The following is a 13,168-nucleotide window of genomic DNA, read 5'->3' on the forward strand; positions in this document are numbered from 1 at the left end:
CACCATTGGCGACAGCCAACAACAGCCAACGACAGCCAAAAAATGATCGTGCGCTGTCTATTCCCGCCATAGAGTAAAGTGTACTTTCTGGTCAATTCCTAATCGTAGTGGGTGACTGCCATGCCGACTGCTCCTATTGCCGTGACCGTGCCAATTCCAGCCTTAACGATCGCCCCGGCCAGGGTGACACGCGGTTGGGGTGCGATCGCCCAGGCAGGAGCAGAACTGGCCCGGTTGGGCAAGCGACCCTTGATCATCGGGGGCGATCGCTCCCTGGCGGCCCTATTACCTCCTTTGCAACCGATCCTGGAGCAAATCGGGGCTAAAAGCACCGCCGCCAATTATTTGCCCGATTGCTGTGAAAGCAGCCTGGAACGCCTGCGCGTGGCGGTCAAGACCCATCGAGCGGACTACATCATCGGCACCGGCGGCGGCAAGGCCCTGGATGCGGCCAAGCTGGTGGCCCATCAACTAAAAATCCCGATCGCCACGATTCCCAGTTCCGGAGCCACTTGCGCCGCCTGGACAGCCCTCTCGAATGTTTATTCCGAATCGGGAGCGTTTTTGTATGACGTGACGCTCGATCGCTGCCCCGATTTGCTGATTTTGGATTATCAACTGGTGCTGACGGCCCCCACTCGCACCCTGGTGGCGGGCATCGGTGACGCGATCGCCAAATGGTACGAAGCCGCCATCAGCAGCGGGCGCTCTGAGCAAACCACGATCGTTGCCGCCGTTCAATCGGCCCGAGTGTTGCGAGATTTGCTATTGCAAAAATCCGCCGAGGCGATCGCCCAACCCGGCGGCCCCCTGTGGCAAGAAGTGGTCGATGCTTCCGTGCTGATGGCCGGGGTGATTGGCGGTTTGGGCGGGGCCCAATGTCGCACCGTGGCCGCCCACGCGATCCACAACGGTCTCACCCACATCAGCGCCAGCCACGGCACGCTGCATGGCGAAAAGGTGGCCCTCGGAATTTTGGCCCAACTGCGGCTCGAAGAAATGATCCAAGGCAGTCAGTTGGCCGCCGCTGCCCGGGCCCAATTGCTGAGTTTTTACGAGGCGATCGGGTTGCCGCGCTGCCTGGAAGACCTGGGCCTTGGGCAAATGACACTTCAGGATTTGAAACAGGCCGCAGAGTTGGCCTGCCATGAGCGATCGGATATTCATCACCTCCCCTTCCCCGTGAGTGCCGACCAAGTGATGGCGGCCCTGGTGTCAACCCTCGCCCCCTGCCGCAGCAGCTTCAGCCCCGATGGCGGGCCGATCGCCGCGGCCCCCATCTACACCGGAGAGGAGGTCACTCAGCCATGAAAATTCAACCAGCCGATCGCCTGCGCGTCCTACCACAATACGTTTTTGCTCGCCTTGACGAACTGAAAGCCCGCGCCCGGGAACAGGGCCTAGATTTGATTGATTTGGGCATGGGCAACCCCGACGGCCCCGCGCCCGCCCCGGTCATTGCCGCCGCCAAAGAAGCCCTCGACAATCCCAACGGCCACGGTTACCCCCCCTTTGAGGGCAACGCCAGCTTTCGACGCGCCATCACCGATTGGTATGAGCGGCGCTATGGCGTAAAGCTCAATTCCGACAGCGAAGCGCTGCCCCTGTTGGGTTCCAAGGAGGGTCTAACCCACCTGGCGCTGGCCTACATCAATCCGGGCGATACCATTCTTGTTCCTAGCCCTGCCTATCCTCCCCACTTCCGGGGGCCCCTGCTGGCCGGCGCTGATCTGTACACGATCATGCTCAAGGCAGAACAGGATTGGCTGATTGATTTTGGTTCCATCCCAGACGACGTGGCCGATCGCGCCAAAATTCTCTACTTCAACTACCCCAGCAACCCCACCGCCGCCACCGCCCCCCGTGAGTTTTACGAGGAAGCCGTGGCCTTTGCCCGCAAGCACGAGATTCTGTTGGTTCACGATCTCTGTTATGCCGAGCTGGCCTTTGATGGCTATCAACCCACCAGCTTGCTGGAAATTCCCGGCGCGAAGGAGATTGGCGTGGAATTCCACACCCTCTCGAAAACCTACAACATGGCCGGCTGGCGGGTTGGCTTTGTGGTGGGGAACACGGAGATTGTCCAGGGGTTACGCACCCTGAAAACCAATTTGGACTACGGCATCTTTTCAGCCCTGCAAAAGGCGGCGGAAACAGCCCTTTCGATGCCTGATACCTACCTGACGGAGGTACAAACACGCTATCGATCGCGCCGGGATTTCCTAGTGGAGCGGTTTAACCAATTGGGTTGGTCTCTGAAGCCCACCCGCGCCACCATGTACCTGTGGGTTCCCTGCCCGCCGGGTCTGACTTCTACGGATTTTGCCCTTTCGGTGTTGGAGCAAACGGGCGTTGTTTTCACGCCGGGGAATGCTTTTGGCCCGGGAGGCGAAGGCTATGTGCGGGTCAGCTTGATTTGCGACTTGCCCCGATTGGGTGAAGCGCTCGATCGCCTGGCTGCCGCTGGGATTCACTACGACATGGCCGCCACAACGGTTTAAAACGGTTTAATTGGAAATTGCCAAAATTCTAAAACCACCCAACTTCAGCAAAGTTCAGCAAAGTAAAGAGTACGCAAAGGGTGCGTACTCTTAAAATCATCTAAAAAATTCCTGCAACGTTGTCCCAAGTTCACCACCCCAGCGGGGGATGCGATCGAGACTCCCGGCAAGACAACTTAGCCAACCAGCAAAGATGCGCTAATTCAGCCAAGCCAACTTCAACCAACATCAAAAGCCGTGGCTTAGTAACCCAAGCCCATGCTGCGGGTGGTTTCGCCGCCCAGATAAACACGGATGCTCAAGAAGTCGGTGGGGCAAGCGGTTTCGCAGCGCTTGCAACCCACGCAATCCTCGGTGCGGGGCGAGGAAGCAATCTGAGCGGCCTTGCAGCCATCCCAGGGAACCATCTCCAGCACGTCGGTGGGGCAAGCGCGCACGCATTGGGTGCAGCCAATGCAGGTGTCGTAAATTTTTACCGAATGAGACATTGAAGCAATACTCCCTTCGATTCCTTGGTTTGAAGTAAACGGCGATCGTGCCGAGAATCCGTTGAAATCACCGTTCAGTGTATCTTGCGAGTTTTGGTGGCTTCCTTGAAGGTTGCAAAAATTTAAAGTTGGTAAACCAAGCTTGACGGCGGGGGCCAGTCATTGTGGGTCATTTGGGGGCCGGTTCCCGCCGGGGTCGATCGCCCGTCGCCGGGGGCTGATGCCTAAGCCAGACCCAGCTTTTGGAGTGCTGGGCGCGTGGAAACAATGTGGCGATCGAGGCCCAAATCGCGCGGGGCCAGGCCCAATGCCAGGCCAATCAGTTGCGGCAGATGCAGCACCGGGATGTTGAGCGATCGCCCGGTCACTTTTGCCACTTCCGGTTGTCGGGAATCGAGGTTGAGATGACAAAGGGGACAGGGCGTGACCAGGCAGTCGGCCCCCGCTGCGATCGCCTCTGCAAGGTGGGTTCCCGCCAACTGGAAGGAGGCCTCAGTGGCATAGCTGGCCAGGGGCCAACCGCAGCATTGGGTGCGCCCACGGTAGTCGATCGCCCCAGCGCCCAAGGCCGCAAAAATTTGCTCCATCGATCGGGGGTTGTCGGCGTTGTCGTAACGATTGAACGACTGGGCCCGCAGCAAATAGCAACCATAAAAGGCGGCGCAGTTGAGGCCGGCCAGTTGGCGAGTCACCCGCTGGGCGATCGCTTCAATGCCATAATCGGCCACCAGGGCCCAGAGCAAATGCTTCACCTCCGTGGAACCCCGATAGGGCAAGCAACCCTGATCCGACAGCAGGCCATTCACCTGTTGAAAATAGTCCGGTTGTCGATCGCGGGCGGTTTTGAGTCGCTCATCCACATGGCCAATCACCCCTTGGCAGGTGCTGCAATGGGTCAGCATCGGTAAATCCAAGGCCTCAGCCAGGGCAATGTTGCGAGCATTGACCGTATCTTCAAGCAGTTGGGATTCTTCCTTGAACGTGCCTGACCCACAACAGGCGGCCGCCGTCAATTCCACCAGTTCAATGCCCAAAACACGGGCGATCGCGGTGGTGGATTGGTGCAGCTCGCCACAGGCCCCCTTGGCCACACAGCCTGGGTAATAGGCATATTTCAGCTTGCCCGATCGACCCTGTAGCGGCTGGCGATCGGGAAAAGAACCGGTCGATCGCGATGTCGTCGGTGTTCCACTTTGGGCAACAACCATCGTTAAATTACTCCCAAGGGTTAATCAAACGCCCAATCACTTCATTGCCAGTCGTGTCATTGCCAGTCGTGTCATTGCCGAATCATGAGCCATCGATTACGTGGCAACACATGACAACCGAATCGCGGCAGCCGAATCGTGGCAACTAAAGCATGGCAACTAAGGCATGGCGCTGTCATGGCGTTGATGGTTCTGAGTTTAAAGGGCGCGACTGGGGTTTAGGGCAAATCTTTTGGATTCTGTTCCATTCTGAGCCAGTTACTTGGTTTCAGTATCTGTACCTTGATCCCACCCCAGAATTTCTGCCCCGCCAAGTCAACCCAAACCGCCCACCGACTCGCATTGGGCTGCGGGGAGCAATCGCCCGTAGAATCTCACCCGCAACGGCCGCTTTCCGATAAGATGAAGGAATGCTTAGATGCGCCCTCATCGGTGACCCGTCTCGATGCCCCTTGGTCGCGGCCTGGTTATCGTCATCTTCGAGCCAGCCGACTGCCTCGCTGCGGTCTATTCAGACGCAAGCCGACTGAGCCGGATGCAAGGCCCGCCCGCTCACCTTCTCGATCGCAGCATTTTCAGAGTTTTCAATAGCTCAGATCTGTTGTCGGATCGATCATTGCACCCCCGTTGTGCGACGATAACCCTCACCCCGTCAGACTAGAACCTGGGCGGCTTGGGGGGCTGTCCAATAGGAGTCATCATGTCAGCTCTAATTTTCGAAAAAGTTAAAAAAATCGTAGCCGATCAGCTCAGCGTTGAGGATGAAAAGGTCGTACCGGAAGCTAGCTTTAGCAACGACCTGGGTGCAGACTCCCTGGACACCGTTGAGTTAGTCATGGCCCTCGAAGAAGAATTTGATATCGAAATTCCTGACGAAGCGGCTGAGAAAATCACCACCGTGCAAGAAGCGGTTGACTATATCCTCGCTCAACAATCTTAGTTATTGCAGCCCGATCGCCCACTGACGGCTCGTAGACCTCTCGTGCTGGGTTTGCAGACCTCCAGACTGTTATCACCATGACCAGTTCCAACCGCGTTGACACCCCTGTGGCAAGCGCTGCCGGTGCGGCCCCCGCTGACGAACCCCGTCGGCGCGTTGTCGTCACCGGTCTGGGCGCAATTACCCCCATTGGCAACACCCTCAGTGAATATTGGGATGGGCTAATGGCGGGGCGTAACGGCATTGGGCCGGTTACGCTGTTTGATGCCTCACGCCACGACTGCCGAATTGCCGGCGAACTGAAGGACTTTGATCCGCTGCAATACATCGATCGCAAAGATGCCAAGCGGATGGATCGGTTCACGCAAATCGCGGTTTGTGCCAGTAAGCAAGCCGTTGCAGATGCCCAGTTCGTGATCAACGACCTGAACGCTGAGCAGGTTGGGGTGTTAATCGGAACCGGCATTGGGGGACTGAAGGTTCTCGAAGACCAGGTGGAAGTGCTACTCCATCGTGGGCCCGATCGATGCAGCCCCTTCATGATTCCCACCATGATTGCCAATATGGCCGCTGGTCTGACGGCAATCCAACTGGGGGCCAAGGGGCCAAACTCTTGCACAGTGACAGCTTGCGCGGCGGGATCCAACTCGATCGGGGATGCGTTCCGGCTCGTGCAGCGAGGCTATGCCCAGGCGATCGTGTGCGGCGGCTCAGAAGCAGCCATCACACCGCTGGGGATGGCCGGCTTCGCAGCCATGAAGGCCATGTCCACCCGCAACGATGATCCCACCCGCGCCAGCCGTCCCTTTGACCAAGGACGCGACGGCTTCGTCATGGGCGAAGGAGCCGGGATTCTGTTGCTTGAAGAACTGGATCACGCCCTCAGCCGGGGAGCCAAAATTTACGCGGAAATCATCGGCTACGGGATGACCTGCGATGCGTACCACATGACGGCTCCAGTTCCCGGCGGGGAAGGCGCAGCCCGAGCCATTCGCTTGGCCATGAAGGATGCAGGCATCACTCCCAACCAAGTGAACTACATCAACGCCCACGGAACCAGCACCCCCGCCAACGATTCCACGGAAACAGCGGCCATCAAAGCAGCTTTGGGTGAAGACGTGGCTTCCAAGGTGGCCATTAGCTCTACCAAGTCCATGACTGGCCACCTCCTGGGTGGCTCCGGTGGAATTGAAGCAGTGGCGACGGTTATGGCGATCGTCCATAACAAGGTTCCGCCAACCATTAACCTGGATGATCCTGACCCCGCTTGCGATTTGGACTATGTGCCCAATCAAGCAAGGGAAATGCCGGTGGAAGTGGCCCTGTCAAATTCCTTTGGCTTTGGTGGTCACAACGTGACGCTCGCCTTCCGTAAATATCGCGGCTAGGATTTTTCCTAGCATCGCGATCGACTGGAATGCAAGGGAGTTCAAACTGAATTTGGCGCTGAATTCGGTGCAATCCGTAGGGGTGGGTTCTGGGAACCTGCCCCTATTGGTTTGGTGGAATTAATTCGGTGAAATTGATTCGATCGATTCGGTGAATTGCTAGATTTCGCCATCAAATGCGATCGAACAAGGCCCGATAAACCGGCAAGCCTTGATCCAAAACCGATTTTTCCCGTTCGGTGGGAATCGGTAACGGATTTTGCGTCAACCAAGGAAGGGAATGGGTGAGCCGAAAAGCCGCATGTTCACAGAAGCGATCGCGCATTTCGATCGCCACGTCTTCGATGTCTGATTGCACAAAAACCTGTGCCCCCAAGGGTAAAAACTCCGCCAAATCCTTGACCAAGCTGGGTTGCACAACCCGGCGCTTTTGGTGGCGTTTTTTGAACCAAGGATCGGGAAATTGAATCGTTACCCGCTGCACAATTCCTGGGGGCAAGGATGCCAACAGAGGACGGATTGAGCGATTGGCATTACAAGGCAAATACCGTACATTTTCGAGGCCGCGTTCTTCGGCCCAGCGGTTGGCTTGATGCACCAAGGGTTCGCGAATTTCGAGGCCCAAAAAGTTCCAGGTTGGCTCTTGGGCCCCCATGGCTAAGATGAAATGCCCCTTCGCACAGCCAATGTCGAGATGAAGGGGCCGATCGAGTTGGCGAAACAGTTGCGACCAATTGGGGGGTTCGATCGCCCGATCATAATGGCGACTGAGGGGATTGACATGCTCACGAACACGCACCAAGGCCACGGGAGGTTTCCTCAACTCAAAACCTCCCGATCCTACCGCTTCAATTGAATGCGATCGCGATCGGGAGCAAGATTTTGGAAAGTTGAGGGAAGTCCCCGCAATAGGAACGCGATGAGAGCGCAATGGGACTGGCGAAATCCGGCATTCACGCCCTACACCAATTCCCTAAACCGCCAGGAATTGTTGGATGGTTTCGTTGCTGAGTTCGCTCGTGTCACCGGAGGCCACCATTGAACCTTTTTGCATGGCGTAGTAGTGATTAGCCTTGCGCACAAAGTGCAAGTGCTGTTCCACTAGCAACACCGCAATGCCGGTCGATCGAATGATATGTTGCACCGCTTCTTCAATCTGCAACACGATCGAAGGTTGAATCCCTTCCGTGGGTTCATCCAGCACCAAAAGTTTCGGTTTGCCCATCAAAGCCCGCCCGATCGCCAGTTGCTGTTGTTGACCGCCGGACAGGTCGCCCCCCATCCGATTCAGCATGGTTTTCAACACCGGAAATAAATCAAAAATTTCTTCAGGAATCGTTAAGTCTTTGGCGTTTGCTCCGGCGCGATCGGTTCCTCGGCAAGCTTCCAAACCCAACAGCAGGTTTTCCCGCACCGTCAGCCGGGGAATGATATCGCGACCTTGGGGCACATAGCCAATGCCCAACTTTGCTCGGCGATCGGGAGACAAATGGGCGATCGGAGAATCAGCCAGGGCGATCGCACCGCTCCGAGGCGGCAGCAGGCCCACAATGGTTTTCAGGAGCGTCGTTTTTCCAACCCCATTCCGACCAATTAAGCAAGTCATTTCCCCTTCGCGAACGGTCATATCCACGTCGCGCAGAATATGACTTTCGCCGTAATAAACATTCAAGCCCGAAACCTTCAACATCCCTAGTCCTCCATCTCAATTACTTGGGTTTTTTCTAGGGGCAATTGCCAGATCCCTAGTCCTCGTCTTCTTTGCCCAAATAGACTTCAATCACCCGTTCATCGCTTTGCACTTCATCCATCGTGCCTTCAAACAGCAATGATCCCTCATGTAAAACCGTCACTGTACGGGCAATTTGCCGCACAAATTCCATATCATGCTCAATCACAATGATCGAATGAACTTCCGCCAAAGAAATCAATAATTCTCCCAGTTGGTAGGTTTCTTCGTCGGTTAAACCGGCCGCCGGTTCATCCACCAACAAAAGATCGGGCGACTGAGCAACCAACATGCCAATTTCTAGCCGTTGTTTTTCCCCATGGGAGAGCAGGGCCGCCGGTAATTGGGCTTTGCTGGTGAGTCCTAGGGTTTCCAAGAGCTGGGCAACGGACTGTCGTTCCGATCGCAGGGGTTTCCGAAACAAACTATGGAGCACGCCTTTTTGGGGATTGCCCGACAGTTCCAAATTTTGGGCCACGGTCAAGTTTTGATAAACCCGAGGCGTTTGGAATTTGCGACCAATACCCAAGCGCGCAATTTCGTATTCACTGCGCCCTTTGAGACTGCGGCCCTTAAACAACACATCCCCTTGGGTGGGCTTGACCTTGCCCGTGATTGTGTCCAAAAACGTGGTTTTTCCTGCACCGTTGGGCCCAATCACCACCCGCAACTCGCCGGGGGCCATGCTGAAAGTTAGGTTATTCAGGGCCTTGAATCCATCAAAGTTGACGGTCAGGTTTTGAATGGCGAGGATTGGCTGAGCCGCCGCCGTCGGCAGATCCAAAGAATGGGTCATGATTTATCCTGCAATTCTTCGCGCTCAAATTGAACTTCGGGATCGGTTTCCAAGCTGGGATAGGTAGCAACCGGCTGGGGCGATCGACCGATCAGTCGATTGATTAAATCCATGCCAGAGGTCTTGAGCCAACCAACAATACCGTCGGGCAACACCATCACCACCAAAAGGAACAAGCCCCCTTGGAAAAAGAGCCAAATTGCTGAGAATTGTTCACTCAAAAGGCTTTTGGCAAAGTTCACCAACACCGCTCCCACTATTGCGCCCAGGAGCGTGGCACGCCCGCCGACGGCCACCCAAATCACCATCTCGATCGAGAAGGGAATATCCATGGTTTTGGGCGACACAATTCCCGATTGCAGGGTAAATAATGCCCCTGCCAACCCCGCCAGGGCCGCAGAAACCGCAAACACCACCACCTTAAAACCCGTGGGGTTATAGCCAGAAAAACGCACCCGAGGTTCATCGTCCCGAATGGCGATCAGGAGTCGCCCAAAGCGGCCAGAAATGAGCCAACGACAAACCAAATAGGCAACCACCAATCCACCAACCGTGATGAAATAGATGATTTTTTGGGTTCCTGGGGATGAAATATCAAAGCCCAGAAATTGCCCAAAGTTGGTTAGCCCATTGGTACCGTTAATTAATTTTTGCTGACCATTGAAAAAATTGAAGAAAACAATGGTCGCCGCCTGGGTCAGAATGGAGAAATAAACGCCTCGAATTCGGTTCCGAAACACCAAATAGCCCAGAATACTAGCGGCAACCATGGGAACGGCAACCATGCCAACCAAGGTTACCGGAAAGTTATAGAACGGTTGCCAAAACCAAGGCAGTTCCGTCACCCCATACAGGGACATAAACTCTGGCAATTTCACCGTGGCATCGGGCGGAATTTGTACTAGCTTCAGGTGCATGGCCAAGGCATAGCCACCCAGGGTAAAAAACACCCCATGCCCCAAGCTCAACAGACCCGTATAGCCCCAGATCAGGTCAATACCCAAGGCCACGATCGCCAGGGACAGATAGCGACCCAGAAGGTTCAGGCGAAAATCCGACAGCAACAGTGGGATCAAAAGCGCCACAATGAGGAGAACAATGGCTGCCCAATCCTCCGAACTGAGGGGAATTGATCGCTGTTTTCGGGTTGAAGGTAAAGATCCCATACTCACATCCCGCAATGAGGATTGTCGTTAGCAATTGCTGCAATTCTCGAATTGGAATTTGAGAATCGAAACTGAAGAATCAAAACTAAAGAATCAAAGCTGGCAAAACGCACAATCTGGAGAAATGGATAAGCCGCAAAACATTTCCCAGATTGCTGTTTAGGACTCGACCGTCCGTCCCTTTTGGGGGAAAAGACCGCCTGGACGCACTTGCAAAAAGACGATGATGGCGGCAAAAACCATCACCTTAGCCATGCTGGCGGTGGCAAAGAAGTTGAAGAACTCCGCAAGGGGTGGAATCTTCTCGAACACAGCGGCCAGGGTTCCGGAACCAATCAGGAAACTCGCAGTACCAATGGCCAACGCGGCGACGATCGAGCCAACCAGTTTGCCAACACCGCCCACCACCACCACCATGAAGGTATCAACGATGTAGTTTTGGCCGGTGTTGGGCCCCACGGAACCCAACAGGGCGATCGCGCTGCCCGCAATTCCCGCCAGCCCGGAACCGAGGGCAAAGGTCAAGGAATCGACGGTGTTGGTGGCAATGCCCAAGCAGGCACTCATGCTGCGATTTTGGGTGACGGCACGGATGCGCAGGCCCCAGAGCGATCGATTCAGGAACCAATACAGGCCAAAGAGGCAAAGAATCGTTAGGGCAATGATGAACAATCGGGTGGAAGGTAATTGCGAATCCCCGATCGGAATCCCGCCCCGCAACCACCGGGGAGCCGTCACGTCCACGTTTTGGGCCCCGAACCAGGGCTTGGTGACCGTTAACTTAAATTGTTGAGCTAACAGGCTGCCCACGGCGATCGAAATCCCCGCTGAAACCGGCAACAAAATGCTCAGGGCCTGGGTTTTGATGGCCACCCAATTGGCGCGTTTACCCAACAGCCCCCAAGCCCCAAAAAAGAGTGCACAAAACAGCACCAGCCCGATCGCCATCACCCAATTAATGCTGCGCACAAACTGCTGCAACATCAGGCTCACCCCCCAGGTGGCCAACAGGGTTTCCAGAGGGCGACCGTAGAGAAATCGCACCACCCCCCGTTCCAAAATCACCCCCGCGATCGCTGTCACAATAAAAGCAGCAATCAGCGCTGGGAAAATATAAATTTCAAACGCCCCCTCTCCGAAGGATTTGAACAGATTCTGAACCAAAAACGTTGTGTAGGCTCCGAGCATCATCAGCTCGCCGTGGGCCATATTAATCACACCCATTAGCCCAAACACAATCGCCAGGCCTAATGCTGCAATGAGCAACACAGAGCCAATGCTAATTCCGCTAAAAATGGCATCAAGCATCTCAAGAACTGGGTTGAGTGTGCGGGTGAAATAAACCTCATTACCATGGCCCTTCAACAACAAAGGGGCAGTGACGACTTGGCCGACTGCCCCTTGGCTGCTGTAGAACCGATGCCTATGCAGTGGCTATTGCCCGCCAAGCATCATCAGGGTTACAAAGATCAAATGGCTTAGATCTTGTACTTGCCGCCCTTCTTCGGATCCGACCAGTCGCAAGCGAAGCCCTTAGTTTCAGCCACAAATTGGTTCCAGGGCACCGGCTCGATCGCCTTATCCGTTGAAAACACGACCTTGAATTGACCGCTCTTTTCAATTTCGCCAATCCGCACCACCTTCGACAGGTGATGGTTAGCGTTCATGGTCACCATGCCTTCTGGGGCATCGAAGGTTTGACCATAGGCAGCCGCCCGCACTTTTTCCAGGTCATCGGCGGTCTTCGCCTTTTCAACGGCTTGCTTCCACAGATAAACGGCAATGTAGGCCGCTTCCATGGGGTCATTCGTAACGCGATCGGGGCCGTATTTAGCCTTGAATGCGTCCACGAATTTCTTGTTCGCCGGAGAATCCACCGACATGAAATAGTTCCAAGCGGCGTAGTGGCCTTCCAGGTATTCCACCCCGATCGCTTTCACTTCTTCTTCCGCAATACTCACGGACATTGAAGGATATTTGTCAGGGCCCAAACCAGCCCCTTGCAACTGCTTGAAGAATGCAACATTGCTGTCACCATTCAAGGAGTTGAAGATTACACCACCTTTGGGCAGAGCGCTGCGAATCTTGGTGATGATGGGCGTAACTTCCGTGCCGCCCAGGGGAATGTAATCCTCACCAACAACTTTGCCGCCCAGCTTTTCCACTTGGGCTTTGATGATCGTGTTGGCAGTTCTCGGGAAAACGTAGTCAGAACCGACCAGGAAGAATTCTTTACCTTTGTTTTTGAACAGCCACTCAACGGCCGGTTCAATCTGTTGGTTCGGCGCAGCGCCCGTGTAGAAGATGTTTTGGGAACATTCCTGCCCCTCATACTGCACGGGATACCAAAGCATGTGCTTCTTCTCCTCGAAGACCGGCAGCACTGCCTTGCGGCTGGCAGAAGTCCAGCAGCCAAAAATGGTGACCACCTTGTCTTGGTCAATCAGCTTCTTCGCCTTTTCTGCGAAGGTGGGCCAATCAGAGGCTCCATCTTCCACAACCGGCTCGATTTGCTTGCCCAGGACACCGCCAGCCTTGTTGATCTCTTCGATCGCCAGCAGTTCAGCATCAATCACGCTCTTTTCACTGATCGCCATCGTGCCGCTCTGGGAATGCAGAACACCGACTTTGATCGTGTCACCACTAGCAGCAGGGGATCCGGCGGGGCTAGCCCCGGGGCTAGGGCTGCCCGGCGATGGAGCGCTTTCCGGGGCTTGGCCACAGGCCTTGAGTAAAACACTGGCACTCAGGGCAGCGGAGCCGTAAAACAGAAATTTACGGCGATTAAATTGACCGGACATTGTATTGTTTTACACTCCTCAGCTTTGCGTAAAAATCAGTTACAAACCCCGCTTATTGCCTGGATAAAGGACTCAAAAAAGCCCTGGCTTGTCCCGATTTTAGCGTCATCCTAGGGCGCTGAAATATAGGTCGTTGTATCTGAAGATACAG

12 protein-coding genes are annotated in these 13,168 nt (G+C 55.1%); 4 read left to right on the forward strand and 8 right to left on the reverse strand.

All coding sequences use genetic code 11. The annotated features are described in order from the left end of the window. Positions 1-120: 120 nt before the first annotated feature. Both H6F46_RS09855 and H6F46_RS09860 read left to right on the forward strand, forming a co-directional pair. Complete coding sequence (locus H6F46_RS09855) at positions 121-1,311, forward strand: iron-containing alcohol dehydrogenase family protein (protein WP_190354627.1); 1,191 nt, start codon at positions 121-123, stop codon at positions 1,309-1,311. Continuing rightward, entirely contained in the window at positions 1,308-2,501 is a 1,194-nt protein-coding gene (locus H6F46_RS09860; protein WP_099532329.1) for an aspartate aminotransferase, read from the forward strand. Before H6F46_RS09855 ends, H6F46_RS09860 begins: the two co-directional genes overlap by 4 nt. 242 nt (positions 2,502-2,743) lie before the next feature. On the opposite strand, the gene psaC is transcribed toward H6F46_RS09860, so the two are convergent. Together psaC and H6F46_RS09870 are read right to left on the reverse strand one after the other, a co-directional pair. Beyond that, positions 2,744-2,989, reverse strand: coding sequence for a photosystem I iron-sulfur center protein PsaC (gene psaC, locus H6F46_RS09865; protein WP_190354628.1), 246 nt, complete (start codon positions 2,987-2,989; stop codon positions 2,744-2,746). Between the two features lie 224 nt (positions 2,990-3,213). Further along, the gene (locus H6F46_RS09870; protein WP_190354629.1) at positions 3,214-4,197 is read right to left on the reverse strand and encodes a CoB--CoM heterodisulfide reductase iron-sulfur subunit B family protein; all 984 of its coding nucleotides are present in this window, start codon (positions 4,195-4,197) and stop codon (positions 3,214-3,216) included. Positions 4,198-4,894: 697 nt separating this feature from the next. On the opposite strand from H6F46_RS09870, the gene acpP reads away from it, so the two are divergent. Both acpP and fabF read left to right on the forward strand, forming a co-directional pair. Then, the gene (acpP, locus tag H6F46_RS09875; protein ID WP_099532356.1) at positions 4,895-5,137 is read left to right on the forward strand and encodes an acyl carrier protein; all 243 of its coding nucleotides are present in this window, start codon (positions 4,895-4,897) and stop codon (positions 5,135-5,137) included. 77 nt (positions 5,138-5,214) lie between these two features. Further along, positions 5,215-6,525, forward strand: coding sequence for a beta-ketoacyl-ACP synthase II (fabF, locus tag H6F46_RS09880; RefSeq protein ID WP_099532332.1), 1,311 nt, complete (start codon positions 5,215-5,217; stop codon positions 6,523-6,525). A gap of 172 nt (positions 6,526-6,697) precedes the next feature. Here fabF and trmB read toward each other — a convergent pair whose 3' ends face one another. The 6 genes from trmB to urtA all read right to left on the reverse strand — a co-directional run bounded on the left by trmB (position 6,698) and on the right by urtA (position 13,017). After that, the gene (gene trmB / locus H6F46_RS09885; RefSeq protein ID WP_242027883.1) at positions 6,698-7,348 is read right to left on the reverse strand and encodes a tRNA (guanosine(46)-N7)-methyltransferase TrmB; all 651 of its coding nucleotides are present in this window, start codon (positions 7,346-7,348) and stop codon (positions 6,698-6,700) included. 150 nt (positions 7,349-7,498) lie between these two features. After that, on the reverse strand, positions 7,499-8,215 hold the full coding sequence (gene urtE / locus H6F46_RS09890) for an urea ABC transporter ATP-binding subunit UrtE (RefSeq protein ID WP_190354631.1): 717 nt from the start codon (positions 8,213-8,215) through the stop codon (positions 7,499-7,501). A 55-nt stretch (positions 8,216-8,270) separates the two neighbouring features. After that, positions 8,271-9,050, reverse strand: a complete 780-nt coding sequence (gene urtD, locus H6F46_RS09895) for an urea ABC transporter ATP-binding protein UrtD (protein ID WP_099532335.1) — start codon at positions 9,048-9,050, stop codon at positions 8,271-8,273. Then, positions 9,047-10,216 carry an urea ABC transporter permease subunit UrtC gene (gene urtC / locus H6F46_RS09900; RefSeq protein ID WP_099532336.1) on the reverse strand — a complete coding sequence of 390 codons (1,170 nt, stop codon included), beginning with the start codon at positions 10,214-10,216 and terminating at the stop codon, positions 9,047-9,049. The genes urtD and urtC overlap by 4 nt, the downstream gene beginning before the upstream one ends. Positions 10,217-10,375: 159 nt before the next feature. Then, positions 10,376-11,524, reverse strand: a complete 1,149-nt coding sequence (locus H6F46_RS09905; RefSeq protein ID WP_099532337.1) for a branched-chain amino acid ABC transporter permease — start codon at positions 11,522-11,524, stop codon at positions 10,376-10,378. 170 nt (positions 11,525-11,694) lie between these two features. Then, complete coding sequence (gene urtA, locus H6F46_RS09910) at positions 11,695-13,017, reverse strand: urea ABC transporter substrate-binding protein (protein ID WP_190354632.1); 1,323 nt, start codon at positions 13,015-13,017, stop codon at positions 11,695-11,697. Positions 13,018-13,168: the final 151 nt, after the last annotated feature.

This window comes from Limnothrix sp. FACHB-1083 (genome assembly GCF_014696485.1).
Classification (GTDB): Bacteria; Cyanobacteriota; Cyanobacteriia; order CACIAM-69d; family CACIAM-69d; genus CACIAM-69d.

Coding starts and splice junctions, on each gene's coding strand:
- urtC (WP_099532336.1), bottom strand. CDS start 10,216: ATGGGATCTTTACCTTCAACCCGAAAACAGCGATCAATTCCCCTCAGT.
- fabF (WP_099532332.1), top strand. CDS start 5,215: ATGACCAGTTCCAACCGCGTTGACACCCCTGTGGCAAGCGCTGCCGGT.
- urtE (WP_190354631.1), bottom strand. CDS start 8,215: ATGTTGAAGGTTTCGGGCTTGAATGTTTATTACGGCGAAAGTCATATT.
- H6F46_RS09905 (WP_099532337.1), bottom strand. CDS start 11,524: ATGCTTGATGCCATTTTTAGCGGAATTAGCATTGGCTCTGTGTTGCTC.
- H6F46_RS09855 (WP_190354627.1), top strand. CDS start 121: ATGCCGACTGCTCCTATTGCCGTGACCGTGCCAATTCCAGCCTTAACG.
- psaC (WP_190354628.1), bottom strand. CDS start 2,989: ATGTCTCATTCGGTAAAAATTTACGACACCTGCATTGGCTGCACCCAA.
- H6F46_RS09860 (WP_099532329.1), top strand. CDS start 1,308: ATGAAAATTCAACCAGCCGATCGCCTGCGCGTCCTACCACAATACGTT.
- urtD (WP_099532335.1), bottom strand. CDS start 9,050: ATGACCCATTCTTTGGATCTGCCGACGGCGGCGGCTCAGCCAATCCTC.
- urtA (WP_190354632.1), bottom strand. CDS start 13,017: ATGTCCGGTCAATTTAATCGCCGTAAATTTCTGTTTTACGGCTCCGCT.
- H6F46_RS09870 (WP_190354629.1), bottom strand. CDS start 4,197: ATGGTTGTTGCCCAAAGTGGAACACCGACGACATCGCGATCGACCGGT.